The following is a 24,215-nucleotide window of genomic DNA, read 5'->3' on the forward strand; positions in this document are numbered from 1 at the left end:
CCCTAGTCCGGGTCCGAGGCCCCGGATGTTTCCGCCGCGGAATCCGCACCCTCCGCAGGATCCTGCGCATGCGTCCCTGTGTCGGCCGGATCCTGCGACCGGTCCCCTTCCGCGGGCTGTTCGCTGTGCTCTCGCGGTTCTTCCTCGTACATTGACTCTTCGCTCATCCTGCCGGCCTCCTGGGTCGCGTTGGTGTCTGCACCCACTCTGCACTGCCGGGCGTGTCCTGTCGAGGGAACCTCCGCCCGGTCCCGCCCTGAGGCTAGCCATCCAGGGATGAGGCGAGTTAGATTTAGGTATGCCGAAATTTATATTTCCGGTATGCCTCATCTGGTTGCTCGTGCTGTCGGGATGCGGCAACCCGCGCACGGACCGTACAGCGGCCGCTGCTGATCCGCGCCCCGTGGTGTTGACCACATTCTCCGTCCTTGCGGATCTCACCCGTACAGTGGCCGGTGACCATATCCGGGTCGAATCCATCACCAAGGTCGGTACCGAGATCCACGGATATGAGCCAACGCCCTCCGACCTCATCAATGCGCAGGATGCCGACCTGATCCTCGATAACGGTCTGGGACTGGAGCGCTGGTTCGAGCGTTTCGTACTGTCTGTCGATGCGCCGCACGTGGTGCTGTCAGAGGGTGTGGTCCCCGTTGACATCAGGTCCGGAGACTATGAGGGGCTTCCCAATCCGCACGCGTGGATGTCGCCGAAGGCCGCACAAATCTATGTCGACAACATCGTTACCGCACTGTCGGACCTCGACCCGGCCAACTCCGAAGACTACGCGGCCAATGGCGCCGCGCTGAAGAAGGAGCTTCAGATACTGCTGACCGATCTCGAGAGCGCCTTCGAAACGGACACGGCAACGCCGGCACTGGTCACCTGCGAAGGAGCTTTCTCCTACCTCGCCCGTGACGCCGGTTTGAAAGAAGCATTCATCTGGCCGGTCAATGCCGATAGCGAAGGCACTCCACGGCAAATCAAGGACGTCATCTCGTTCGTCGAGGAGCACAACGTGCCAACGGTCTTCTGCGAGTCCACAGTGAACCCGTCGGCGCAGCAACAGGTCGCCAACAGCACCGGTGCCACGCTTGCCGGCCCACTGTACGTGGACTCCCTGTCGGAGGCCGACGGACCGGTTCCCACCTTCCTTGACCTGTTGCGGCACGACATCAACCTCATCGTCGAAGGATTAGGCTCATGACCCTGACATCCACCGGACAAACCGCACACCCGGCAATCGCCGTCGAACGCTTGAGCGTGCACTACGGCGATGTCACCGCGCTCGACGACGTGAGCTTCACCCTCCACCGCGCCCAGGTGTGCGGGCTGATCGGAGTGAACGGCTCCGGAAAGTCCACCCTCTTCAAGTGCCTGATGGGGCTGGTAACCGCCCAGCGAGGGTCCCTCTCACTCTTCGGCCGGACCTCCACGGCAGCCCGGAAAGGCAAGCTGGTGGCCTACGTGCCGCAGTCCGAAGACGTCGACTGGAACTTCCCCGTGTCAGTCGGCGACGTCGTCATGATGGGCCGCTACGCGCACATGGGGCCGCTGCGGCATCCGTCGCGGGCCGATCGCAACACCGTAACTGAAGCACTCGAGCGGGTGGGTCTGGCGGAACTGCGCAACCGGCAGATCGGAGAGCTTTCCGGCGGTCAAAAGAAGCGGGCCTTCGTTGCACGGGGAATCGCGCAAGACGCCCAGCTCCTCCTCCTCGATGAACCCTTCGCAGGCGTGGACAAGGGCAGCGAGGGCACCATCGTTGAGCTACTTCACCAACTGAAGGATGAGGGAAGAACCGTGTTGATGTCCACGCACGACCTCGAGGGCCTCCCCCAGCTGTGCGACCGCGCGATCCTGCTGCACCAACGCATCCTTGCCGAGGGAACGCCCGCCAGGGTGCTCACCCACGCGAACCTGGCGCGGGCGTTCAGCGCCACGGGCCCACGTGCCGCCGCTACCGCCTCACCGGGAGCATAAATGGACCCCGTCACATTCATCCTCGAACCGCTGCAGTACGGTTTCCTGACCCGTGCGCTCCTGGTCACCCTCGCGGCCGCCGTCGTTGCTTCAGTTCTGTCCTGCTGGCTCATCCTGATGGGCTGGTCGCTGATGGGCGATGCAGTGTCCCACGCCGTGCTGCCCGGGGTCGCGCTTGCGTATATTGTCGGTATTCCGTTTTCAATCGGTGCGTTCATCTTCGGGGCGGGGGCAGTTGCGTTGATCGGTGCCGTGAAATCGACCACGAAACTGAAGTCAGACACAGTGATTGGTGTGGTGTTCACCGCACTCTTCGCCGTGGGTCTGGCGATTATCTCGCGGACACCGTCCCAGGTGGACCTCATGCACATCCTCTTCGGAAACGTTCTCGGCGTCACGGACGGCGAACTCTGGCAGGTGCTGATCCTCGGAGCGCTGACGCTCGGAATTGTGCTGTTCAAGCGGCGTGATCTCACCCTGCTCGCTTTTGACCGCACACACGCGCATGTAATCGGATTGAACACGAAGGCACTGGGCGCACTTCTGCTGGGGCTTCTCGCCCTCAGCGTCGTGGTCGGACTGCAGGCGGTCGGGATCATCCTCGTCGTGGCGATGCTGATCACGCCGGGCGCTACGGCGTTCCTGCTGACGCGCAGCTTCGACCACATGCTGATTCTCGCTGTCCTGATCACCACAACGGCTGCCGTCTCAGGTGTCTATGCAAGTTACTACCTCGACATCTCCACAGGAGCATCCGTGGTGCTTGCGCAAGCGCTGGCGTTTGCCGTGGCCTACTTCGCGGCGCCTCGCACCGGACTCATCCGTCAACTGAGGCAACGGCAACTGAGGCACCGGCAGCAGCGAGGCCGTTCCGACGTTACGCAGGCGGCCTGACATGGCCGCGAAAACAAACGCTCCCGGCGTCGATTCCTCGAGCGTCCAGGACTATGTGAAGACCATTTACGCGCTGTCGGAGTGGCACGATGAGCCAGTAACGGCGTCACGGCTCGCAGCCCGGCTATCCGTGGCTAACTCGTCGGTGTCCGAGATGATCCGGAAGCTGGCCGAGCTGGGTCTTGTTGACCACAAACCGTACCGACCCGTTGAGCTCACCGTTGACGGCAGGCGTCTGGCTCTGGCCATGGTGAGACGCCACCGGCTGCTCGAGACTTTCCTGGTGCAGGACCTCGGCTACCGGTGGGACGAAGTGCATGATGAGGCCGAGCTGCTCGAGCACACCGTCTCTGATACCTTCATCGATCGGCTGGACGCCCGGCTCGGCTTCCCCGCAGTCGATCCGCACGGTGACCCAATCCCGACGGCAGCAGGTTCGATTTCCCTTCCGGATGCGCTCCCCCTGGACAGCTTCGACGACGGGCACTCAGGACGGGTGACCAGGATCAGCGATGAGAACCCTCAGCTGCTGCGATTCCTGGCCGCCGAAGAGGTGGGCATCGGTTCTCCCGTCACAGTGCTGCGGCGGACGCCTTTCGGCGGCCCCCTTCAGGCCCGCGTCGGCACAGGCAGCGGCGCCCGCGATCTCAGCTTCGGTGATGAGCTCACCCGGTCCATCTGGGTGGAATCGGTGGGAGATCACGCCGGCTGTAGTTTGGTCCAATGACCGCACAGCCGCACGATCTTCCCGCACGCATTGGCTGGAAGATATGGACCGCCGTTGCGATCGGCGGGTTCATTGGAACGGAAGCGCGCTACCTGCTCGGTCTGCTGGTTCCGGAGACGCCCGCAGTCTTTCCCTGGACCACGCTTGGAATCAACGTTGCGGGCAGTTTTGTGCTTGGTTGGCTGACAGCCCTGTGGGCAGGTGGCACGCGGGAACCCCGGTGGCTGCAGGCCGGGCTCGGGCCGGGGATCCTCGGCTCCTTCACCACGTTCTCGGCAGTCACGCTGACTATGGTCACGGAGCCCGTCCTCCTGGTGCCATATCTGGCGGTGTCACTCGCGGTGGGCCTTGCTGCCGCAGCAGCCGGGATCGCGGCCGGACAGAGGACAGCGGCGTGATCATTGCGGCCATGGTCGGCATCAGCGGCATGGTCGGAGCGCTGGTTCGCTTCGGCATCGACAGGGGGTTTGAAACGCTCCGTGCACGACGACGGCACCCCATACCGCCGAAACCTCCCTTCCCCGGCGGCACACTGGTGGTCAATACCCTGGGGTCCGGCGGCATCGGCGTTCTCTGGGGCATGCTGCTGAACTCCGCCATCGATGCCCATTGGTACTCTGTGTTGGCCGCCGGGCTGGCGGGTGGCCTCACCACGTTCAGCACCTTCACGGTCGCCGCCGTCTCGCTGTGGCAGGGCAGGAGGCAGGCTGCCGCCGTCGTTCATGTGATTTCCAACCTGGGATGCGGGCTCGCGGCAGCGTGGCTGGGCCTGCTGGCGACAGCTGCGGTGTGACACGGGCGCCCATGGACTCCGGTCTGTCTGCCTACACTGGGGGAAGCTGCTCGCTCCACCGGAAGGCCCTCCATGACCACGCTGGGAATTGAAGAAGAGTACCTCCTGCTCGATCCGGCAACAGGATTGCCCGTCTTCAATGCGTCTGAGGTCCAGGCGCTGCTGGAAACCGGCGGCACGGTCAAGGGTGAAGATATCCAGCGGGAGTTGCTCAGTTGCCAGATTGAGACGGCGACGCCGGTGTGCCAGACGCTCACCGAGGCGGAGGAATCGCTCCTGAACTTCCGGCGCCAGCTTTCGGCCGCGGCGCGGAAGTCAGGCGTCCGGGCGTCGGGCTCGGCAACCGCGCCGCGCATCGAGGAGGGTTATCCCAAGCTCACGGACAAGCAGCGCTACTACGAGTTGAAGTCGAGCGCCCGGGGAATCGTGGCGGACCAGTTCGTCAACGGACTGCACGTGCATGTGGGGATTCCGGACAAGGAGACCGGTGTGCAGGCCCTCAACCGGACCCGTCCGTGGCTTCCGATCATTACCGCGCTCAGCACCAATTCGCCGTTCTGGCTGGACCGGGACAGCGGATTTGCGAGCTGGCGGACGGTGCACTACCGCCGCTGGCCTGTGCAGGGTTGTGCGCCTATTTTTGCGGATGCAGCGGATTATGAACGGCGCATCCAGCGCCTGCTCGACACCGGAGTGATTATTGACCGCGGCGTCCTCACCTGGGTGGCGCGGCTTTCAGACCATTACCCCACCCTGGAGGTGCGCACGGCTGATTCCCAGCTGGAAGCGCAGGACTCCGTGCTGATTGCCGGTCTGGTACGCGGCCTGGTCACCACGGCAGTCAATGAAGCGCTCGCCGGCGCACCGTACCCTGATCCGGACCCCGAGCTGCTGGATGCAGCCCAGTGGCAGGCGGCGCGGGAGGGGCTGGGGGGCGTCGTCGTCAATCCCCTGACCGGAGAGCTGACGCCCGCCCGGGAACAGATGGACCGGCTGCTGGAGCACATCGGCACGGCGCTGGACGACGCCGGTGATTCACACTGGATCCAGACCTGCCTGAAGACGGTCTGGGAGCGGGGCACCGGCGCGGTCCGTCAGCGCCGTGCGATGGAGCAGAGCGGCATGACCGGGCTGATTGACCTCTACACCGCGACGCTCACCGCCGAGCGGTAACGCGAAGCGGCAGGACACACCCCTAATGCCGCGCATGAGGGGTGTGTCCTGACAACTCAGGGCAGGTTTCACAGCTGGAGGATGCGCACTTCCCATGGTCGGAGCTCGGGGGTCAGCTCTCCGTCGTAATTCCCAAGGATCAGCATTCCGCCTTGTGCGGAGTCCGTGAGCGATGGCTCGTCCGGCAGAGCCATCGTGGCGCCGGAGACATTCCCGAGGACCAGGAGAGTGGTGCCCTGGTGTGAACGGGTGAACGCGTACAGGGTGGGATGATCCTCGGCAAGCATCGCGAACCGGCCCAGACGGACCGTCTCGTTCTTGTGCCGGAATTCGATGAGCTGCTGGTAGAACCGAAACACCGAGTTCTCCGCCGCACGGTCGGTCTCGGCATTGACCAAAGTGTGATTCGGGTTGACCCCGATCCACGGTGTACCACTCGTGAACCCGGCGTGCTCCGCCGCCGTCCACTGCACGGGCGTACGCGCGTTGTCCCGGCTCATGATGCGCAGGTTCCGCAGCACCTCCTCGGGCTCGTGGCCCAATGGCCCTGTTGCCTCGTAGAAGTGATTGATGGACTCGACGTCGCGGAAGTCGTCGACGGTCTCGAAGGGTGCGTTGGTCATGCCGATTTCTTCGCCCTGATAAACGTACGGCGTACCCCGGTGCAGGTGGAGCAAAGCGGCCCAGAGGGTGGCGGACTTGTACCGGTAGGCGCCGTCGTTGCCGAACCGGGAAACCACTCGCGGCTGGTCGTGGTTGTTCAGGTACAGGCTGTTCCAGCCCGTTTCGGCCAGACCCTTCTGCCACCTGTTCCACGAGGTCTTCAGGTCACGGAGGTCCAGTCCCCTGTAGTCCCACTTGCCGCCCTCCCCGTGGTCGAGACCGACGTGCTCGAACTGGAACACCATGTCCACTTCACGCCGGGAGGGATCCGTGAAGAGTTTCGCCTCGTCGATGGTGACGCCGGGCATCTCACCAACTGTGATCAGACCTGACTCGCGACCATCGAAAACCTCGCGGTGCATCTCCTGGAGGTACTCATGAATCCGCGGACCCGAAACGAAATACCGTGAGCCGTCGCCCCATAACCTTCCGGTCGGTACCGGCCCGTCGGGCAGGGCGGGGTCTTTGGAGATGAAATTGATGACGTCCATGCGGAAACCGTCGACGCCGCGGTCCAGCCACCAATTCATCATCGCGTAAACCGCCCGGCGCACCTCGGGGTTCTCCCAGTTCAGGTCCGGCTGCTCCGGTGCGAACAGGTGCAGGTAGTACTGGTTCGTGGTGGGGTCCAGCGTCCAGCTCGGACCGCTGAACGCTGAGCCCCAGTTGGTGGGTTCGGCGCCCTTCTCGCCGACCTCGAAGCCCTCACGGGCATCCCGCCACCAGTACCAGTCCCGTTTGGGGTTATCGGTCGACGAAGAGGATTCAACGAACCAGGGATGCTGGCTGGACGTGTGGTTGACCACGAGGTCCATGACGAGTTTCATCCCCCGGCCGTGCGCGCCCTGCAGGAGTTCGTCGAACTGCTCAAGCGTGCCGAAGGTCGGATCGATCTGCTGGTAATCACTGATGTCGTAGCCGTTGTCGTGTTGCGGCGAAGAGTAGATCGGGGACAGCCACACCACGTCCACGCCGAGTTCCTCAAGGTGGTCCAGCTTGCTGACGATCCCGCCGAGGTCACCGACTCCGTCGCCGTCGGAGTCGGCAAAGCTGCGGGGGTAGACCTGGTAGACAACGGCGCTTGTCCACCAGGCGGGTTCGGCTGCCGGGTTCTCTGTACTTGGGCTCATGTGGTTGGTCCTCTCGTCACGCCCGAGACTACCCATCGCCGGGCGAAAAGGTACACCGGGCGCAGTTTCCCTAAACCGAGTGCGCCCGGACTTCGATCAGAACGGACTGTTCCGGGAAGATCACCGGCGCGTGCACGCCGAGTGCGCCCAGAAGCCGGCCGCTCATGGCAAGGGGTGTGCCGGAACGCGCTGCTTCGGCCCAGGCGAGGCCGGATTGGCCCTGGTCTGCGTAGTCGAAGGATGCCGGTGCGATGGTGTAGGTCACCGAGGGGTCCAGCCCGGGGAAAGTGATCCTCCCGGGAGGGTAGGACGCACTGGAACCGGTGAGTGAATAGCCGTACAAAGCGCTCTGCCGGTCGCGGGCAACGACGCCGCGCAGGTCCATTGATGGGTCCGGAAGGTCCGCGTGCACGGTGGTGCCGCTATGAAGCACGTCCCGCCACTGTTTGTGCAGCTCAACCCAGGAAGCGAGCTGGTCCAGCTCATCGTCGTTGAGCCCGGAGATATCCCATTCGACACCGAAGTGCCCGAAAATGGCGGTAGCGACACGGAATGAGAGCGTGTGGGTGCGGCCGGTGGAGTGTGAACGGGGACCGCCCACGTGCATGCCCATCAGCTCCGGCGGGACGAGCAGCCCTGTGTGCTTCTGGTTCACGAGCCGCTCGATGGGGTCAATGCAGTCACTCGTCCAGATACGGTCAGTGTGACGCAGGATCCCCATGTCCACCCGCGCGCCGCCCGAGGCACAGGATTCGATTTCCAGCCCCGGGTGGCGCCCCTTCAGCTCGGCCATGAGCCGGTAGACCGCCTCGACATTGGAATGCACGACGGCGGCACCGCTGGTTGCGTCGCTGGCCTCCAGCAGGTCGCGGTTGTGGTCCCACTTGATGTAGGCGATGTTGTTTGCGTTGAGGACGTCGTCGATGCACGTCAGGATGTAGTTGTACGCGTCGGGCTTGGCAAGGTTGAGCACCTGCTGCTGCCGGGCTGCGACGGGAAGCCTGCCCGGGGACTGCACGATCCACTCGGGATGGTTGCGGGCGAGCTTCGAGTCCGGGTTCACCATTTCAGGTTCGAACCAGAGACCGAACTCCATCCCCAGGGCGTTCACATGCTCAATGAGCGGCGTGAGACCCTCCGGCCATACTGTCTCGTCAACGAACCAGTCCCCCAGTCCGGCGGTATCATTCCGGCGACCAGCGAACCAGCCGTCGTCGAGTACGTACCGTTCTATCCCCGCCTGGGCTGCCCTGTCCGCGAGGGCTTTCAGGGTGGACAGGTTGTGGTCGAAATAGACGGCTTCCCATGTGTTGAGAGTGACCGGTCGCGGCCGTACCGGATGTTCCGGCCGGTTTCGAAACTCGGAGTGGAAGCGGGACGCGAGTTCGTTCAGCCCGTTGCCCCAGGAACCAAAGGCGTCCGGCGCAATGTAGGTCGCTCCGGGAGCAAGGGTCATCTCCTGAGACAGCAGCAGCTCACCGCATGCCAGAAACTTCTCCCCGGAGGGAGTCTGCTCCGCAATGTACTGGTGATTTCCACTCCAGGCCGCATGGACGGCGTGAACCAGACCCTGCTCGAAGCCGAACGCTCTCTCTCCCGCGGCCACGAGCACGGTCGCGTCAGCACCGGGACGGCCCCGCCTGCTCTCGCGGTGATAGGAGCCGGTGGTGAGGTTATGGCGCTGGGGTGAACGCTCCCGCAGGTGGCGGCCAGTGTGATCAAGAATTTCCTGCGCACTCGCGGGGAGCGGGAAGACCGCAAGGAGGGAACGCACTTCGTACTCTTCGGCGCCGGTATTCGTAACGGCCAACCGTTGATGGAGGAGACCAGCCGCAGTCAGGGTGAGCCGAACCGTCAGGGTGAGGCCGGCGTCGTCGTCGTGGGCTGTCACTCTCAGCTGGTGGTCATCGGCATCGAGCTCCGCGACCCGGAAGGCAGGCGTGAGGAAACCTCCGCGGCGATGGCCTGTGAACGCCGGGGTGCCCTGCCATCCGTGCGCTTCCAGCGGAACCAGGGAGAGACGGGCGGGTTCATCAATGCTGCCGGATACGCGCTGTGGGACGGATGCGGCTGCCAGGGACTCGAGCTCGGAGGCCGGGATCTCGCCAAGGGCCGGTCCCCAGTAGAGGATGGTGGGGAATCCAGCGGTGGTGGTATCGAGAAGCACGCTCGTGTTGGCGCGGGAAAGGTGGACGGTGCCTGGCTGGTGCATTCAATAGTTTTTACCGTAGAACTAATGGAGCGTCAATTGGTGCAGTCGGGCTGGTAATCCGCAGGACGGAGCGCTATCCCTGGGCATAGTATGTTTCACGACGAAATCATTCTCGCGACGGAAGGAGCGCTGTGAACGTAGTCGCGTCCCTCGCTCGTGATAGCCCTTCCCGCCTGCTCGCGAGGGAGGTTCTGATCGTCGGTCCCCTGTCCCGGGGAGAACTGTCCCGGCGTCTCGGACTCTCGGTCGCAAGCCTCACCCGTCTGAGTAAGCCGTTGATCGAGGCCGGAATCCTGCAGGAGGGCCGCGAGATTCTTGAAGGCGGCGTCGGCCGGCCAACCAGGCCCCTCGAAGTGCCGGGTGGAACCCACAGGTACATCGGAATCAAGCTGACCGGCGATGCCGCCTGCGGGGTAGCGACGGATCTGAAATGCCAACCCGTCGCTACAGCACAGGAGCTGCTCGGCAGCGCAGCTGTAGATGAGGTCGTGGACGCAGTTGCCGCCGTCGTCGACGGGTTGTCGGACGGTAATGCGGTAGACGGAATCGGCATCAGTCTCGGCGGCAAGGTATGCGACGACGGCACGGTGGTGCGCGCGCCGTTCCTGCGCTGGCGGAATGTGCCGCTGGGTCATCTCGTCCGGGAACGCACCGGTGTGCCGGTCACTGTGGAGAACGACGTCGTTGCCCTCACCGTGGGAGAGCAGTGGTTCGGAGCGGGCAGGGGGATCAGCAGTTTTGCGGTGCTCACCATCGGCGCCGGCGTGGGCTACGGCCTCGTGATCAATGATCGCGTCGTCGCTCCGGTGGACGCGGGGCTCGGGCTGGTGGGGCACTATCCGGTAGCTTCATCAGGACCGCTGTGCCGGGAGGGGCACCGGGGATGCGCAGATGCCGTCCTCACTTGGGGAGGCATTTGCGGCCAGTTCAGAATAGCCACTGACGAGGACTGCAGCTATGAAGAAATCCTTGACTTGGCGAAAAACGGCGACAGGGTGGCTTCCCTGGTGGTGAAGAGCGCAGGTACCGCCCTCGGCGTACTCGTTGCCGCCGTCGCCAACCTCACTATGGTGAACCTTGTGGTCCTCTCCGGCGAAGGTGTTGCCCTGGCGGATGTTGCATCGGAGGAGATCACAGCGTCGATTCTTGAGCACCGGGATGCCGAAGCCGCACCGGTGAGGCTGGTGCGTGAGCCGACCGACTTCGGCCAATGGGCAAGGGGAGCTGCGGCCGTGGCTATCCAGAGCTCGATACTGGGGCGAAACCGCTGAGCTATCGACCTTCGTTTCGCCTCGTCAGTCCCACGATCAGGCAGAGCAGCCCGGTGGCGAGCGGAAGCAACGTGTACAGGGTGTGCGTGCCGCCCAGGTAACTCATCACGAAAAAGTAGACGAACGTGCCGACCACGAGCACAAGACCGACCGTGATCAATGCACGGCCACGGTGTGGAGGCGGCAACGGAGGCAACCACGACGGGCGATCATTCATCCAGCTCACACGGACAGTCTACGGTTGCTGGTTCCCCGGTAAGCGGGCCAGGCCTCGATCAGCGGAAGAGGTTGTAGCTGCTCCATCCGGACCCGATGACGGATCTGCTGCCCCAGCGGCCGCCGGCGAACGGATAGTAGGCGAGTCGGCCGTCGGTGAGCCTGGTCATCAAACCCTGCTGACCGATCCCCCCGAAGCCCGGCAGATTCGTCACCGAGTCGATGCTCTGCCATCCGCTTCCGACCGTCCTGCGTGGCTCCGGGACGAAGCGACCGCTTCCGTCCGACCGGTACTGAACAAGCTTCCCGTCGGATTTCTTCGCGAGGATGTCCATGCGGGAGTCCCCGTCGAAGTCCGTCATCGTCAGGTACAGGCCCTGCCAGCCTGTGCCGATACCGGTCCTGGGGCTCAGCCCTCCCGCCGCAGCGTTTCCGTAGAACCACAGCGCGCCGGTGGGATCCGTAGCGACAATCCCTGGGTACCGGTCTCCCGAACGCCACTTTCCAACAGTCACGAAGTAGCCACCCCAGCCATGTCCAATGGATTGAGCCGGCGCGAACCCTCCCTCGTACTTTCCTGCGTAGTGGCTTAGCCGTCCGTCCTTCCACTGGGCGATGATGTCCAGTACGCCGTCCTGGTTCCAGTCGGTGACGAACCCGGTTTTCAGGGATCCCCATCCGCTGCCGATGCTCGCCCGCCTCAGGAGGCCGCCGGTGCCGTTTGACGGGTACGTCCACAGGGTGCCGGCGGAATCGGCGGCGACCACATCGGCGGGGCTGTGGAGGGATGGCGAGTAGGTAACGCCTGCCGCCTGCCTGAGCGCAGCACCGGCGTCCACGATGCCGGTGCCACAGCCCGCGGTGCACTTCCCGGCCAGTGGCCGGGTCGATCCTCGCAGGATCTGCTCGACGTGTGCCGGTTTCAGAGCCGGATTGACCGCCAATATCAAAGCCGCAACTCCGGCGACGTGGGGAGCCGCCATGGATGTACCCTGCATGTACCGGTACGTCTCGCTGGACGGATCGATTAGTCCGAGATTCGACGTGGACAGAATGTTCTGTGATCCGGTGCTGCCGTCTCCACCCGGTGCCATGACGTCTACTTCGGGTCCGTAATTGCTGTAGATGGCGATGTTTCCCAGTCGGCTGCTCGCTCCGACCGTCACTACGTTGGCGCAGTTTGCAGGCGCAACCTTCGCTGCGGGTTGTGCCTCATTGCCGGCAGCCGCGATGACGACGGACCCTCGCTGCACAGCAGAATCGATGGCCGATTGCAATGTGGGACCGCACGCTTCCTCGGATCCCAGGCTCATGTTGATGATCCGCGCCGGAGTGGTGTTCGCCGGAACACCCTTCACGGTTCCACCAGCTGCCCAGGTGAGCGCGTCCACGGTGTCGCTCAGGAACCCTCCGCAGGCTCCCATCACGCGAAGCGGCAGAAGCTTTGCCCCATAGGCCACCCCCGCCATTCCCCTGCTGTTGTTCGCCTCGGCTGCCACTATTCCCGCCACGTGAGTGCCGTGCCAGGAAGAGTTCGTCGGTTCCTCCCCGGGTTTCGGAATGAGGCAGGCGTCGCCCGGGTCACTGGGATCGGGGTCGCGTCCGTCGCCGTCAAGCGCAATGACCGGATCGGCAACGAAGTCATAACCGGCAAGGCTGTTGCGCGCCAGGTCGCTGTGCGGCGTGTGGCCGGTATCAAGGATCGCTATGGTCTGGCCGGTACCGATGGAACGCGTCCATGCTTCCGGGACCCGAAGCCCCCCGGCCTCCTCATACAGGTTCCACTGGTACTGGTAGAGCTGGTCATTAACCGTGGCGAGGGGACGCATGAGCACGTCCTCTTCGGCGTACTCCACGTCAGGATGCGCGTCGAGGACCGCGACGACGTTACCCGCACCCTCCGCCGAAACCTCACCCGCAGCTTGAACCACCACCGCTCCGTCCACCGTTTCGCGCAGCTCCCTGACCGAGATACCAAGCTCTTTAGCCAGCCGGCCGTACGCATGTCCCCTGCTGCCCGACTCGGCTCCCTCCTCGAACTTGACGATGAAGCGCTCCGTGGACTGAGATGCGTCCGAGTCCGCCGTGAAGGGCCCCGTCACCACATAGTCGGAAACGATCTGGGTCGGCGCAGGGGTAGCGTGGGCAGGAGGCGCCGCCAGCAGGGTGCCGCACACCGCCGTCGTAATGGCGGCTGGAAGCAGAGTACGGAAGCCTGGACGCAGAAAGGGCATGCTGAAAGTCCTGAAGGTTGTGGAAGGGAGCGCAATGATGTCTACGGTACAGAAATCGACTCACCGCGGGGGTAGTCCTGTGCATAACTTGCCGGTCTTCACAGCACAAAACTGAGGCGGACACAGAAAAAGCCCCGGCGAACCGGGGCTTAGTCAGTGGAGATGGCGGGAATTGAACCCGCGTCCGATGCAGTTTAGTCAGGGCTTCTCCGGGCGCAGTTTGCGTCGGGTTTTCTCAGCTCCAGCCATCTTGCAAACAAGTGGCTGCCGAGCTCAGTTGCATAAGAGTCCCCTTGGTTCCTGCAACGAAAACCAAGAGCAGTGGCCCTCTAAATGACGCCAGTATCCGGGTCGAGAGCATACCCGGGCTGACGGACTAGCTCCGCTGCTTAGGCAGCGAGAGCGAAGTCAGTGCGCTTCTGTTCGGCACTTATTGTTTTACAGAGAGCGTTTACGAGATAACTCTGTATCCTCGGCCCGCTTCCCCTGTCGCGACTAACATCGTCGAAACCTGTCATCCCCATATGCAGTTATCAACCAGCGTGATCAATCAACCGTGCCAATCAATTTTGCTGTCCCCGAATTCCTCCGGGTTGTCTATTCTAACGCACCCGGGCCGGGAATGATTCCCTACGGGACCCGATCCCGATGCCTGCTCCTAGAACCTGATCCCAAGGATCACTATCTGGGCCTGCCACAGCATCAGCACAACGAACGACACCGCGACGAAAGCCAATCCCAAGGCTGCCAGCGCCGTGGTCGCGGCCTGCTTGCGCCGGAAACTCCACCAGAACACGGCAATGTTGAGCAGGACCAGGATCGGCGAGATCCAGACGAGGATCTGCGCGAAAAAGACGTAAATCAGGAAGAAGAAGGGGATCAACGCCAGAAACCCAGCCGGAACCACGGCGAACAACAGCAGCAGGTTGACGATGGCACCGATGGTCACCCACCAGGGGCGCTTGTACCTGAGTTCGGATTCTTCCTCTACGTCATCAGGTTCCTGCGCATCCCAGAAAACGTCGCTCATGCGCCGAGGTTCCGCTCTCGCATGGCGCGTTGCGCCTCACGGTTGTCCTGTTGCTCGCGCAGGGTCTGGCGCTTGTCATAGTCCCGCTTACCGCGGGCGATGGCGATCTCCACTTTCGCGCGCCCATTAAGGAAGTACAGCTGCAACGGAACGATGGTGAAGCCGCTTTCCCGGATCTTGTGGGAGATCTTGGTGAGCTCCTCCCGATGCAGAAGCAGCTTACGACGGCGGCGCGCGGCATGGTTTGTCCAGCTGCCCTGCGAATACTCGGGAATGTGGATTCCCTCGAGCCAGAGCTCATCGTTATAGAAGATCGCGAACCCGTCCACCAGGGACGCCCGGCCTGCCCGAAGTGACTTCACCTCGGTGCCCTGCAGGACGATTCCAGCCTCATAGGTATCCAGCACCTGATAGTCATGCCGGGCCTTCCGATTGGTGGCCACTACCTGACGGCCACTTTCCTTGGGCACGGTTCAACTCCTTCAATAGTGCGGTGCGCTTCAGAACTGAAGCAAACAACGCGTCCCAGTCTACGGCGTCGGGCTGTCTGCGGCTGCTCACGGAGAGTGAGCTTCAGCGCCAGCGCTAGAGGAGGCCCATCGGATCGACCAGGCTTCCGTTGAGAACTGTCTCGAAGTGCAGGTGGCAGCCGGATGAGTTGCCGGTAGTGCCGGTGTACCCGATCAATTGGCCCGCGCTAACGCGCTGTCCCGGTCCCACGAGATAGCTCGAGAGGTGATAAAAGTTGGTAGCCAACGCATTGCCACCGACGACGCCGTGATTCAGTACGATTCGGTTGCCCGCCCCGGGGAGAGCGTTGGCGTCTGCATACCAGACTTCGCCTGCCGCGGGAGCGTACAGCGGCGTTCCGCAGGCTACTCCGTAGTCGATTCCGGTGTGGGTGTAACCGCCCGAGCCGTTGAAGTCGATGGTTCCCAGCGGCGTGGGACGCCAGCCGTAGCCGGAGGTGATCGGGCCGCTTACCGGGGCGCGCAGCGCGAACGCTGACGGGCTCGACGCCGGCGGAGGCACAATCACCGGCGCTACCGGTCGGGGGACGACCGGGGGCGGCACCACCACGGGCGCGGGCTTCGGCCGGTTGGCCGCGGCCGCTGCTTCTGCGGCACGCCGGTTGGCTTCGGCCGCCTCCGCTGCCGCGCGGCGGTTCGCCTCGGCCGCTGCAGCCGCACGACGCTCGTTCTCGATCCGCGCCCGCTCCTCGGCTTCTGCCTTCAGCCGTGCTTCTTCCCGCTTGCGTGCCTCTTCGATCAGCTTGCGCTGGCGTTCGGCAATGTCGACAACAACCTGTTGGTGCGCGTTCTCGACCTTGGCGAGCTTGGCCTCGATCACCGGCTTCTGTTTCTGCAACTTGTCGGAGAGAGTCGATGTGTCAGAGATGAGCTTGTCCACCTTGGCCTTTTCGGCCGCAGCTTCATCGCGGGCAACTTGCTCAGCGGCGAGCGCGGCATCCGCCTTGGCTTTCAGGTCAACGATTTCCTCTTCAACCGCAACGAGGCGCGCCTGCGAGTTCACGTTCGTTGCGTTCTGCTCGGCCAGTCGTTCCAAGGCCGAATTCTGGTTACGGAGCGCCTGCTCCACCAGTTCCATGGAAGCGAAGCCGTCGGAACCGTTGCTGCCGAGCATCAGCGAGAGACCGGTGGGCACGCCCCCGCTCTTGTAAGCCTGCGTTGCAATCTGACCGATCACCTTGCGGGTCTCAGCCATCTCGGCTTCGTCCTGCTTCAGCTGCTCGGTGATCTTGTTCTTGGTTTCCTGCGCCAACTGCACGCGTTGGGCCAGTGCGTTAACTTCGCCGGTCGCTGCTTCGACCCGGCCCTGTGCGTCTGCGAGCGACTGCTGCGCGCCCGGTAGCTGGCCCTGGTAGACCTTCAGCTGCGCGATGGTCTCTGCGATGTCCGAGTCGAGGTACTCAATCGACTGCTGAACTTCCTCAATCTGCTGCTCAAGGGCGGACTTGCGATCTCTGAGCTCATCCGCGTGGACAGGTCCGCTCAGCGTCAAGGTGAGCGCTGCCACGGTGGCCAGCGACAGGGCAGTAAGCGTTCTTACGCCTGCGGCACGGCGAATCTGTCGAAGCTCGCAAGGGGTTACGCTGCGCATACGGTCTCAGTTCTCACAAGTACCTACCCTAAACCTTCAAGTAACGTCTGAGGGTCAGGAGGGACGAAGCACCCGCAAGGAGTGCACCCAGAAGGAACAGCGCGGGAACCACCAGCAAGAGTTCCTGTGTGGAGATGAAGCCCATTTGCGGGTATTCGCGTGCAAGCCACTCCCCGCCGTAACGGAGCACAGCCCACAGCGTCCCGGAAGCGATGGCTGCACCCAGGATTGCGGCGATGACGCCCTCGAGAACAAAGGGAAGCTGGATGATCGCCTTGCTCGCTCCTACCAGGCGCATGATGCCTGTCTCCCGTCTCCGGCTGAAGGCAGAGAGGCGGATTGTGGTTGCAACCAGCAGGACCGCGCCCACGCTCATGACGACGGCAATCCCCAGCGCAACGAGCGAGGCGATATTGATGTAACCGAAGATCTCTTCGAGGTACTCGCGTTGATCGCTGACAATATCAACGCCGGGCTCCGAGGAGAAAGCCTCGCTGATGACTTCGTACTTTTCGGGATCCACCAGCCCCACGCGGAATGATTCGGGAAGCTGATCGGCTGTGATCGCTTCCACTATGGGCGAGTTCGCGAGCTGCTCACGGAAGTGGACCAGAGCCTGGTCCTGCGACTCATACTCCACAGTGTCAACGTAGGCACTGAGCTCCGGGGATTTCAGCTTGGCCTCAACAGCCGCCCGCTGCTCATCTGTGACCGGTCCCGATGCGCAGCTTTCGGAGGTGGAGTTTTCCACGCACAGGAACACGGCAACCTGCACGCGGTCATACCAGTACCCCTTCATCTGGTCTATCTGAAGCTGCAGGAGACCGGCCGCGCCGACGAACGTGAGCGAGATGAAGGTGACGAGCACAACCGACACCACCATCACGAGGTTCCGCCGCATGCCTGAGGCGATCTCGCCGAGAACGAATGCAAACCTCATCCGGCGGCCGCAGCCGTCGTAGTCGTTGATCCGATGTAGATGCCCTGCGCATCATCGCGGACCACGGAACCGTCCCGAAGCTCTACTACCCGCTTGCGCATGGTGTTCACGATGTCGTCGTCGTGGGTTGCCATCACCACGGTGGTGCCGTTCTGGTTGATTTTGTCGAGCACTTTCATGATTCCCATGGAGGTGGTGGGGTCCAGGTTTCCCGTTGGCTCGTCAGCGAGCAGGATGCCCGGCTTGTTCACGATCGCGCGCGCAATCGCCACGCGCTGCTGCTCGCCGCCGGAGAGTTCATGGGGCATGCGGTTGTTCTTGCCCTCCAGACCGACAGTCTTCAGTACCTCCGGAACCGTCTCGCGGATAACCGCCCGGCTCCTTCCGATGACCTGCATCGCGAAGGCGACATTTGCGAAGACCGATTTATTCGGCAGCAGTCGGAAGTCCTGAAAGACGACGCCGATGCCGCGCCTCAGCTTCGGAACACGCCAGCTGGGGATGTTGGCAACGTTCTGTCCTGCTACGTATACCGCGCCGCGGCTGGGCCGATCCTCCTTGAGCACCAACCGGATGAACGTCGACTTGCCGGAACCGGACGCGCCGACCAGAAAGACAAACTCGCCCCGGTCAATATCCAGGGTGACACCGTCAAGGGCCGGCTTCGACTTCTGGTCGTAGACCTTGGTGACTTGCTCGAATCTGATCATGATTTTTCTGCGCCCACATCCTTCTGCCTGTGCTCGGGCATGGGTGGAGGAAGCAAGCACCCAGCTCTTTTGACTATAGGCAGCCCGCCGGCGCAACGGCGGCATGGGGGCGGTGTGTCGCGATCTATCACCGACGCCCGGAAGCCGTGATCAGTCGTCGCTGTTTCGGTTGTTGGCGCGCCAGCGAATGCCAGCGTCGATGAAGTCATCGATCTCACCGTCGAACACCGCGGAGGTGTTGCCCACCTCGTGCTCGGTGCGCAAGTCCTTCACCATCTGGTACGGGTTCAGCACGTAGGATCGCATCTGGTCTCCCCAGGATGCCTTGACGTCACCCGCGTGTGCCTTTTTCTCGGCGTCTTCCTGCTCCTTCTTGAGCAGCAGGAGCCGCGACTGAAGGACCCGAAGCGCGGCGGCCCGGTTCTGGATCTGAGACTTCTCATTCTGCATGGAGACGACAATGCCCGTGGGGATGTGCGTCAGCCGCACGGCCGAGTCCGTGGTGTTGACCGACTGGCCACCCGGGCCGGAGGAGCGGAAAACATCGACGCGGATCTCGTTGTCGGGGATCTCGATGGAGTCTGTCTGCTCGATGAGCGGTATGACCTCGACCGCCGCGAAGGACGTCTGGCGCCTGCCCTGGTTGTCGAAGGGGCTGATTCTCACCAGTCGGTGGGTGCCCGCTTCGACTGACAGAGTTCCGAACGCGTAGGGAGACTTGACCTCGAACGTTGCTGACTTCAAGCCGGCTTCTTCCGCATACGAGGTGTCGAGCACCTGCGTGGGATAGCCGCGACGTTCAGCCCAGCGCAGATACATGCGCAGCAGCATCTCGGCGAAGTCAGCGGCGTCCACTCCCCCGGCGCCGGAACGTATGGTGACGACTGCTTCGCGCTCGTCCCACTCACCGGCGAGCAGCGTCACGACTTCGAGTTCATCGAGGGCCTTGCTTAGGGAGGTGAGTTCCTTGACGGACTCAACGCGGGAATCTTCGTCGTCCTCATCCGCAGCGAGTTCGACCAGGACTTCCAGATCATCGATGCGGGCCGCCAGCTTTTGGATCCGCGCGATTTCGGTCTGCTTATGGGAAAGACGCGACGTAATCTGCTGACCAGCGGAGGGGTCATCCCACAGGTTCGGCTCCCCTGCCTGCTCACTGAGTTCAGCAATTTCTGCTCGGATCGCTTCGACGTCGGTGACAGCCACAATGGAGTCGTATTTTGCTCGGAGGGCGCGGATCTCCGCGGAAAAATCAATATCTGCCATGGTGTTTCAAGACTACGTCATGGTCCTGCCGGCGCAGTTACCGCGTCAGGTCAGCCCGTGCGTCGGACGTCGCGGCAATCGGGATGCCGGCGGGAACCAGGAAATTCACGATCGGGGGATGAACAACCGCGGTGAGAACTACCCGAGCGGTTCGGAAATCCGGTGCCCCTGTTGCGGAATCCAGGGCAAGCCCGTTGAAGCGCGAAGGGGCTCCGGAGCGCTCAAGGTAAGCGGTAGCCGCCCGTGAGACGGATTCGGAATCGAGTGCGGGGGCCGGTTCGCCTCCGTTCGCGTCGATGGAGGCTACCGAGAACGTGTCCGCTGCACTCAGCGCCGCTCCGTCCGCTACCGAAAGCAGCTTCTTGTGCTCGATGTAGACGGCGGAGACAGCGGTGACCACCGCAACAACCAGCAGCGAGAGCAGGATGTAGCCGATGATCAGTACCGTGATCTGGCCGTCTTCATCCGTGGAGTGTTCGTAGTTGCGTGCGCGGGCTGCCATCATCCGAATCGCTCCACGAGTTGGGTGGCGCTCGAGTCGACTGTGGCTGCCGACGTATTCAGGCCCGGCATGGTGGGAATTAGTGGAAGCGGAACCAACAAGTCAACGGCGACGGTAACACTCGAGCCGGGTTCGAGACAGGTGCCGCCGCAGGTGATTGTGATCCCTGCACTGTCGGACGGGAAGCCGAAATCGGTCACCGTAAGGCTGACTGCCTGCTGCGCACGGGCGTAGGCCTCTTCGGTTGTCTCCGAGTCCACAAAGACCTTCGCCGCCTGATCAGCCGCACCGACCACGGCGAACGATGCCCCCTGCACTGCGCCCACCGTCAGGACCAGGTAAACGACCGGCGCCAGGAGGAGCAGCCCAAGGAAGGTGAACTCGAGAACCGCGCTGCCGCCGTCGTCGTCGGAATGCGCGGCAGCGCGGACATGCTCAGGAAGGGAGCGCAGAATGACCCGTCACCTCCATGGTTCCGCTCGGACCGATGAGTCCGATCACTGGGATAGGAGCCCGGACGGTTACCTGCAGTACGACGGCTCCTCCGCGGTTGACCTGGCTCACCGATACGTCCTGCGCATACGTGCTGTTGATCGCACCTGCGATCAGGGAACTTGTACGGGCAGCAGCGTCGGCGGGCGAACGGTCGGCAAGGGTTCCATAACGGGCGCCGGAGGAGGCGGCGTCGATCAGGGTGTTTCGCACATGAAGGACCAGCGTGAGCTGCACGACAGCGATGAAGAGTACCGTCACCAATCCGCCGATAAGCGCGAAGTCGACGCTCGCAGCGCCGCGTTCATTCGCGAGCCCTTGGCGAGGCGTTGTGTGTTGGGGCCGGTGAATCACCGCCTTATCGACTGACGCGACTGATCGCCTCGTTGAACAGTCCTTCCAGGGCTGGGGAGGCAATCGCCAGGAGTCCTGCCACAAGGACAGCGGACATCAGCGTGATCATCACCCAACCAGGGACATCTCCGCGCTCGGGATGGTCCTCTGAGGAAGGGACAGTCAGATTGGTCCGTAGAACGGCGGTGGTGAACAGGAAGCTTGCGATGAGGCGGTTACGCATGCTGGGTTCCTCTCTTTCGTGTGGTGTTCAGTAGGGAGTCGAAGGTACGTCTGCCTGGTCAGAGTCCGAGGTTGATCAGGGCGATGCCGGGGTAAACGGCAAAAAGAACTGTTAGCGGCAGAACGCCGAAGACCAGCGGGACCATCATGGCGATTTCCTTGCGTCCAGCGGACTCCATGAGTTCCCGTTTGGACAGGTCTCGAACGTCCTGGGCTTGCGCGCGGAGGACCTCTGCGAGCGGCGTTCCACGCTCTACCGCGACGCTGATTCCGTCGACGAACCGCACGAGCGGCGCCAACTGAGTACGGTTGGAAAAGTGCTGGAGGGATTGCAACAAAGGCGTTCCGGCTCGCGTCTCAGCGAGGACCTGGGCGAATTCCTTCGTGAGTTCGCCGTGCCCTGTCCTACAGATGCGCTCCAATGCACCCGTAGCGCTCTCACCCGCGCTGACGGCAAGGGCCATCAGCTCGGCAAGGCTTGGGAATTCCGCCAGGATCCGGCTTTCCCGTTTCCTTATCTCGGCGCCCAACATGTAGTCACGGAGCAAATAACCGCCGGCAGCGCTGCCGAACACAATGAGAACAGCCAGCATTGGGCTGAAGCTTCCGGAAGCTGCCAGGCTCAGGATGATGGTTGTCGATGCAGCGAGCCCGACGCTTCCCCAGATGACCTGCTCAGCACGGAAGTCGAGGACGGTCTGGGTTCTTCCCGCCTGCTCCAACCTTCGCGCGAGAGCCGATGAGGCAGGGCTGAACTTATTGAGCCAGGTAACGGCGTCGCGGGTAACCGGACGGATGATGCGCTCGAGTGGACCGAAGGGCGTCACTGCCTGCGCATTGAGGAGCCTGGAGCTGACGTCGACGGACTTGAGCTGCGGAGCGATGCGCTCAGCGAATCTGGGCAGGCGCATGATCGGCAGCCGAACGAAGGTGAGCCATAGTCCCGAGCCCAGACACGCACCGACCAGGGCCGCCAGGGAGGAGGCGGCCATCAGCGAAGCACCCGCTCATCGTTGGGAAGGGCACCAATGCGCAGCATCACCCAGTAGCAGAACGCCGAGACCAGCAATCCGCCGACAAGCACGATTGCGCCGCCCGCGGTGTTGTAGGCAGCGACGGCCTCCTGGCGCGTTGAAAGAAGTGCGAGCACAATCCACGGCGCCGCCACGGCGAGACGGGCAGCATTGACGGTCCAGGACTGACGGGCTTCCAGTTCGCTCCGGGTGCGTGCGCTGTCCCGTAGGAATTCCGCCAGTGTGCCGAGCAGCCTGCCCAGGTCCGTGCCACCGACTTCGCGAGTAAGGCGTAGGGCTTCCACGATCCTGTCCGCCACCGGGTCAGCCAGGCGGTCCTTCAGCCTGTCGAGGGAATGATCGAACTGTCCGCCCGACCGATAGTCAGCCGAGAACTCGCGGAAAGCCGGCCGCAATTCCTCGGGCCCCTTCACGCCAAGCTGCATCAGCGCTTCCGGGAGAGACAGACCGGCCCTGATCGCGGATCGCAGGTGGTCGACGACATCAGGCCACAGTTCCCGCAGTGATGCTGTGCGTTTGCGTGCGCGCCACCGCACCAGCATGAGAGGTGACAATCCACCGAAGAGGGCGAAACAGGCCGCAATAGCCGGTGTTCCGGTGAAGACAAACACGACAAGAAATACGAACATCCCGGCGACGCCACTGGCGGCGAACAGACCGCCCGCTGACACCCGCTCCACTCCAGCCCGCAGGAGGAGTTCCTCCACCTTTGCCGCGCGCCGCTTACTCATCCGCGGACGCGGGGGAACCTCCCACGTAGACCACCAGACCAGAAACAGACCCGCTCCAAGTGCTACACCGACTGCAACTGTCATGACGGCATGAGGAGGGAAGCGACGGTATATCCGGCGGACGCGAATTTCTCCTCCGCCGGCATGGTTGACGCAGTGACATGCAGTTCACCATCGACCCGTTTGAACACGGTCGACGTCTCGATCACGCCGTTCTCGACTCTGCGGCCCAGTGCAACGATTTCCGTCACGCGTCGTTGACCGGAACGCTCGCGGACACAGTGCACCACCAGGTCAATGCAGGAGGCGACAGTAGGCACCACAAAAGCGCTCGAGATGTTTTGGCCCGCCAGCAGAGGAAGCGTGCAGATCTTCGTTATGGCATCGTGCGCGCTATTGGCGTGGACGCTGCACATGCCGGGAAGGCCCGAATTCAGGGCGATCAGCATGTCGAGGCTCTCAGCTTCGCGGACCTCGCCGACGATCAGGCGGTCCGGTCTCATGCGAAGTGCTTCCTTCACGAGTCGGCGCAGAGGAATCTCACCATGACCCTCAAGATTGGGCTGTCTGCACTGCAGGCCGACCACATCGCGCAGGGGAAACTGAAGCTCGAAGATTTCCTCGACCGTCACAACTCGTTCGCGCGGCCCGATGCTGGCGCCAAGGCAATTGAGCATCGTCGTCTTGCCAGCCTGAGTTGCACCGGAAACGAGGATGTTCAGACCGCTCGCCACGGCAGCACTTAGAAATGTGGCGGCCTGCGGCGTCAGGGATCCCAACTCAACGAGATGCTCCAGCCTCGTCGCACGAGAGATGAACTTCCGTATGTTCACTGCCCAGTGGCGACGGGTGACATCGGGTATCACCACGTGCAGCCGGGAGCCGTCCGGCAGCGATGCATCGACGAACGGGGATGATAGATCCAGCCGTCGGCCGGACGCTTTGAGCATCTTCTCCACCAGATCGCGAACCTGCTGCTCGGAGAGAGTCAGTGAGGTCAGCTCGGACTCCCCCGCTCGCGCTACGTAGATTTCCGAGGGCGAGTTGATCCAGATTTCTTCGATGGCGGGGTCATCCAACAGCGGCTGCAGGGCACCGTAGCCGGCAACCGCGTCGAAAACATAGCGATTGGCCTGTTCGAGGTGCCCGAGGGGAGGCAGGGATCCGACGAGCGACCGCTCGTCATAGTCATTTACGGCAGCTTCAACAAGACGCCGCACCTCCGCGCTTTGAAGCGTCGGGTCTAGGCCACGGCGGCGGATGAGTTCTCTTACTTCATCCTCAACAATGCGCACTGCATCCATAGTTTTCCCCAAGGATTCGGCATGCAGACGGGAGAGGCACGCCGGAGACTGTCAGACTGATATTGCACGTTCAAGCTCGTTTCCCTGGCTCAAAGCGTAGGGCACACCAAATCAACTTACCTAGCCGGATGAAGGGCCTGTGGAGAACTTTGCCACGGCTCGTCACTCCCGACCCTCTAGCCGCATACGTAACACGCAGGTTCCTCTCCACCG

Annotated in this window: 26 protein-coding genes and 1 other RNA gene; 8 read left to right on the top strand and 19 right to left on the bottom strand. The window is 62.8% G+C overall.

Translation table 11 applies throughout. The features are described 5' to 3' along the window. Positions 1-2 precede the first annotated feature (2 nt). Positions 3-167 carry a hypothetical protein gene (locus tag AC4D1W_RS05055; RefSeq protein ID WP_490889249.1) on the bottom strand — a complete coding sequence of 55 codons (165 nt, stop codon included), beginning with the start codon at positions 165-167 and terminating at the stop codon, positions 3-5. 131 nt (positions 168-298) lie between these two features. Between AC4D1W_RS05055 and AC4D1W_RS05060 the strand changes: the two genes are divergently transcribed. From AC4D1W_RS05060 to AC4D1W_RS05090, 7 genes are all read left to right on the top strand, one after another. Continuing rightward, entirely contained in the window at positions 299-1,207 is a 909-nt protein-coding gene (locus tag AC4D1W_RS05060) for a metal ABC transporter substrate-binding protein (RefSeq protein WP_490898007.1), read from the top strand. Further along, a complete protein-coding gene (locus AC4D1W_RS05065; protein ID WP_490898008.1) occupies positions 1,204-1,983 on the top strand; it encodes a metal ABC transporter ATP-binding protein in 780 nt (259 codons plus the stop codon). Before AC4D1W_RS05060 ends, AC4D1W_RS05065 begins: the two co-directional genes overlap by 4 nt. Continuing rightward, complete coding sequence (locus AC4D1W_RS05070) at positions 1,984-2,877, top strand: metal ABC transporter permease (protein WP_490898009.1); 894 nt, start codon at positions 1,984-1,986, stop codon at positions 2,875-2,877. A gap of 1 nt (position 2,878) precedes the next feature. Next, complete coding sequence (locus tag AC4D1W_RS05075) at positions 2,879-3,604, top strand: metal-dependent transcriptional regulator (RefSeq protein WP_490898010.1); 726 nt, start codon at positions 2,879-2,881, stop codon at positions 3,602-3,604. Beyond that, positions 3,601-4,002 carry a fluoride efflux transporter FluC gene (locus AC4D1W_RS05080; protein WP_490898011.1) on the top strand — a complete coding sequence of 134 codons (402 nt, stop codon included), beginning with the start codon at positions 3,601-3,603 and terminating at the stop codon, positions 4,000-4,002. The genes AC4D1W_RS05075 and AC4D1W_RS05080 overlap by 4 nt, the downstream gene beginning before the upstream one ends. Beyond that, complete coding sequence (locus AC4D1W_RS05085) at positions 3,999-4,397, top strand: fluoride efflux transporter FluC (RefSeq protein ID WP_490898012.1); 399 nt, start codon at positions 3,999-4,001, stop codon at positions 4,395-4,397. Before AC4D1W_RS05080 ends, AC4D1W_RS05085 begins: the two co-directional genes overlap by 4 nt. A 72-nt stretch (positions 4,398-4,469) precedes the next feature. After that, on the top strand, positions 4,470-5,570 hold the full coding sequence (locus AC4D1W_RS05090; protein ID WP_490898013.1) for a carboxylate-amine ligase: 1,101 nt from the start codon (positions 4,470-4,472) through the stop codon (positions 5,568-5,570). A gap of 68 nt (positions 5,571-5,638) precedes the next feature. Here AC4D1W_RS05090 and AC4D1W_RS05095 read toward each other — a convergent pair whose 3' ends face one another. Beyond that, a complete protein-coding gene (locus AC4D1W_RS05095) occupies positions 5,639-7,363 on the bottom strand; it encodes an alpha-glucosidase (RefSeq protein WP_490898014.1) in 1,725 nt (574 codons plus the stop codon). Between the two features lie 70 nt (positions 7,364-7,433). Further along, a complete protein-coding gene (locus AC4D1W_RS05100) occupies positions 7,434-9,575 on the bottom strand; it encodes an alpha-galactosidase (protein ID WP_490898015.1) in 2,142 nt (713 codons plus the stop codon). Between the two features lie 131 nt (positions 9,576-9,706). On the opposite strand from AC4D1W_RS05100, the gene AC4D1W_RS05105 reads away from it, so the two are divergent. Continuing rightward, positions 9,707-10,846: an ROK family protein gene (locus tag AC4D1W_RS05105; RefSeq protein ID WP_490898016.1), complete on the top strand. Its 1,140-nt coding sequence runs from the start codon at positions 9,707-9,709 to the stop codon at positions 10,844-10,846. Position 10,847: 1 nt separating this feature from the next. On the opposite strand, the gene AC4D1W_RS05110 is transcribed toward AC4D1W_RS05105, so the two are convergent. From AC4D1W_RS05110 to AC4D1W_RS05185, 16 genes are all read right to left on the bottom strand, one after another. Then, positions 10,848-11,072: a hypothetical protein gene (locus AC4D1W_RS05110; protein ID WP_490889266.1), complete on the bottom strand. Its 225-nt coding sequence runs from the start codon at positions 11,070-11,072 to the stop codon at positions 10,848-10,850. Positions 11,073-11,121: 49 nt separating this feature from the next. Next, a complete protein-coding gene (locus tag AC4D1W_RS05115; RefSeq protein ID WP_490898017.1) occupies positions 11,122-13,296 on the bottom strand; it encodes a S8 family serine peptidase in 2,175 nt (724 codons plus the stop codon). Between the two features lie 154 nt (positions 13,297-13,450). Next, positions 13,451-13,818: a transfer-messenger RNA gene (ssrA, locus tag AC4D1W_RS05120) on the bottom strand. Between the two features lie 136 nt (positions 13,819-13,954). Then, positions 13,955-14,326, bottom strand: coding sequence for a hypothetical protein (locus AC4D1W_RS05125; protein WP_490898018.1), 372 nt, complete (start codon positions 14,324-14,326; stop codon positions 13,955-13,957). Then, a complete protein-coding gene (gene smpB, locus AC4D1W_RS05130) occupies positions 14,323-14,796 on the bottom strand; it encodes an SsrA-binding protein SmpB (protein ID WP_490898019.1) in 474 nt (157 codons plus the stop codon). Before smpB ends, AC4D1W_RS05125 begins: the two co-directional genes overlap by 4 nt. Positions 14,797-14,911: 115 nt before the next feature. Further along, positions 14,912-16,447, bottom strand: coding sequence for a peptidoglycan DD-metalloendopeptidase family protein (locus tag AC4D1W_RS05135; RefSeq protein WP_490898020.1), 1,536 nt, complete (start codon positions 16,445-16,447; stop codon positions 14,912-14,914). A gap of 28 nt (positions 16,448-16,475) precedes the next feature. After that, positions 16,476-17,387: a permease-like cell division protein FtsX gene (ftsX, locus tag AC4D1W_RS05140; protein ID WP_490898021.1), complete on the bottom strand. Its 912-nt coding sequence runs from the start codon at positions 17,385-17,387 to the stop codon at positions 16,476-16,478. Further along, entirely contained in the window at positions 17,384-18,097 is a 714-nt protein-coding gene (ftsE, locus tag AC4D1W_RS05145; protein ID WP_490889276.1) for a cell division ATP-binding protein FtsE, read from the bottom strand. Before ftsE ends, ftsX begins: the two co-directional genes overlap by 4 nt. A 150-nt stretch (positions 18,098-18,247) precedes the next feature. Next, on the bottom strand, positions 18,248-19,363 hold the full coding sequence (prfB, locus tag AC4D1W_RS05150) for a peptide chain release factor 2 (RefSeq protein ID WP_490889277.1): 1,116 nt from the start codon (positions 19,361-19,363) through the stop codon (positions 18,248-18,250). A 37-nt stretch (positions 19,364-19,400) separates the two neighbouring features. Beyond that, a complete protein-coding gene (locus AC4D1W_RS05155) occupies positions 19,401-19,868 on the bottom strand; it encodes a pilus assembly protein TadG-related protein (protein WP_490898022.1) in 468 nt (155 codons plus the stop codon). Continuing rightward, a complete protein-coding gene (locus tag AC4D1W_RS05160) occupies positions 19,865-20,182 on the bottom strand; it encodes a hypothetical protein (protein ID WP_490898023.1) in 318 nt (105 codons plus the stop codon). The genes AC4D1W_RS05155 and AC4D1W_RS05160 overlap by 4 nt, the downstream gene beginning before the upstream one ends. Positions 20,183-20,300: 118 nt before the next feature. After that, complete coding sequence (locus AC4D1W_RS05165; RefSeq protein ID WP_490898024.1) at positions 20,301-20,711, bottom strand: TadE/TadG family type IV pilus assembly protein; 411 nt, start codon at positions 20,709-20,711, stop codon at positions 20,301-20,303. 4 nt (positions 20,712-20,715) lie between these two features. Beyond that, positions 20,716-20,934 (bottom strand): hypothetical protein, encoded by a 219-nt coding sequence (locus AC4D1W_RS05170; RefSeq protein ID WP_490889285.1) that lies wholly within the window; start codon positions 20,932-20,934, stop codon positions 20,716-20,718. Between the two features lie 58 nt (positions 20,935-20,992). Beyond that, complete coding sequence (locus AC4D1W_RS05175; protein WP_490898220.1) at positions 20,993-21,928, bottom strand: type II secretion system F family protein; 936 nt, start codon at positions 21,926-21,928, stop codon at positions 20,993-20,995. Then, positions 21,925-22,782: a type II secretion system F family protein gene (locus AC4D1W_RS05180; RefSeq protein WP_490889287.1), complete on the bottom strand. Its 858-nt coding sequence runs from the start codon at positions 22,780-22,782 to the stop codon at positions 21,925-21,927. Before AC4D1W_RS05180 ends, AC4D1W_RS05175 begins: the two co-directional genes overlap by 4 nt. Beyond that, positions 22,779-24,002 (bottom strand): TadA family conjugal transfer-associated ATPase, encoded by a 1,224-nt coding sequence (locus AC4D1W_RS05185; protein WP_490889289.1) that lies wholly within the window; start codon positions 24,000-24,002, stop codon positions 22,779-22,781. The genes AC4D1W_RS05180 and AC4D1W_RS05185 overlap by 4 nt, the downstream gene beginning before the upstream one ends. Between the last annotated feature and the right edge of the window lie 213 nt (positions 24,003-24,215).

The sequence above is a fragment of the Arthrobacter sp. TJ-170 genome (assembly GCF_058269305.1).

Bases quoted from the DNA above. Each gene is read 5' to 3' on its own strand.
- prfB (WP_490889277.1), bottom strand. From the start codon at position 19,363: ATGGCAGATATTGATTTTTCCGCGGAGATCCGCGCCCTCCGAGCAAAA.
- ftsE (WP_490889276.1), bottom strand. From the start codon at position 18,097: ATGATCAGATTCGAGCAAGTCACCAAGGTCTACGACCAGAAGTCGAAG.
- AC4D1W_RS05155 (WP_490898022.1), bottom strand. From the start codon at position 19,868: ATGATGGCAGCCCGCGCACGCAACTACGAACACTCCACGGATGAAGAC.
- AC4D1W_RS05100 (WP_490898015.1), bottom strand. From the start codon at position 9,575: ATGCACCAGCCAGGCACCGTCCACCTTTCCCGCGCCAACACGAGCGTG.
- AC4D1W_RS05170 (WP_490889285.1), bottom strand. From the start codon at position 20,934: ATGCGTAACCGCCTCATCGCAAGCTTCCTGTTCACCACCGCCGTTCTA.
- AC4D1W_RS05055 (WP_490889249.1), bottom strand. From the start codon at position 167: ATGAGCGAAGAGTCAATGTACGAGGAAGAACCGCGAGAGCACAGCGAA.
- AC4D1W_RS05075 (WP_490898010.1), top strand. From the start codon at position 2,879: ATGGCCGCGAAAACAAACGCTCCCGGCGTCGATTCCTCGAGCGTCCAG.
- AC4D1W_RS05090 (WP_490898013.1), top strand. From the start codon at position 4,470: ATGACCACGCTGGGAATTGAAGAAGAGTACCTCCTGCTCGATCCGGCA.
- AC4D1W_RS05080 (WP_490898011.1), top strand. From the start codon at position 3,601: ATGACCGCACAGCCGCACGATCTTCCCGCACGCATTGGCTGGAAGATA.
- AC4D1W_RS05065 (WP_490898008.1), top strand. From the start codon at position 1,204: ATGACCCTGACATCCACCGGACAAACCGCACACCCGGCAATCGCCGTC.
- AC4D1W_RS05060 (WP_490898007.1), top strand. From the start codon at position 299: ATGCCGAAATTTATATTTCCGGTATGCCTCATCTGGTTGCTCGTGCTG.
- AC4D1W_RS05125 (WP_490898018.1), bottom strand. From the start codon at position 14,326: ATGAGCGACGTTTTCTGGGATGCGCAGGAACCTGATGACGTAGAGGAA.
- AC4D1W_RS05185 (WP_490889289.1), bottom strand. From the start codon at position 24,002: ATGGATGCAGTGCGCATTGTTGAGGATGAAGTAAGAGAACTCATCCGC.
- AC4D1W_RS05095 (WP_490898014.1), bottom strand. From the start codon at position 7,363: ATGAGCCCAAGTACAGAGAACCCGGCAGCCGAACCCGCCTGGTGGACA.
- AC4D1W_RS05115 (WP_490898017.1), bottom strand. From the start codon at position 13,296: ATGCCCTTTCTGCGTCCAGGCTTCCGTACTCTGCTTCCAGCCGCCATT.
- AC4D1W_RS05070 (WP_490898009.1), top strand. From the start codon at position 1,984: ATGGACCCCGTCACATTCATCCTCGAACCGCTGCAGTACGGTTTCCTG.
- AC4D1W_RS05135 (WP_490898020.1), bottom strand. From the start codon at position 16,447: ATGCGCAGCGTAACCCCTTGCGAGCTTCGACAGATTCGCCGTGCCGCA.
- AC4D1W_RS05180 (WP_490889287.1), bottom strand. From the start codon at position 22,782: ATGACAGTTGCAGTCGGTGTAGCACTTGGAGCGGGTCTGTTTCTGGTC.
- ftsX (WP_490898021.1), bottom strand. From the start codon at position 17,387: ATGAGGTTTGCATTCGTTCTCGGCGAGATCGCCTCAGGCATGCGGCGG.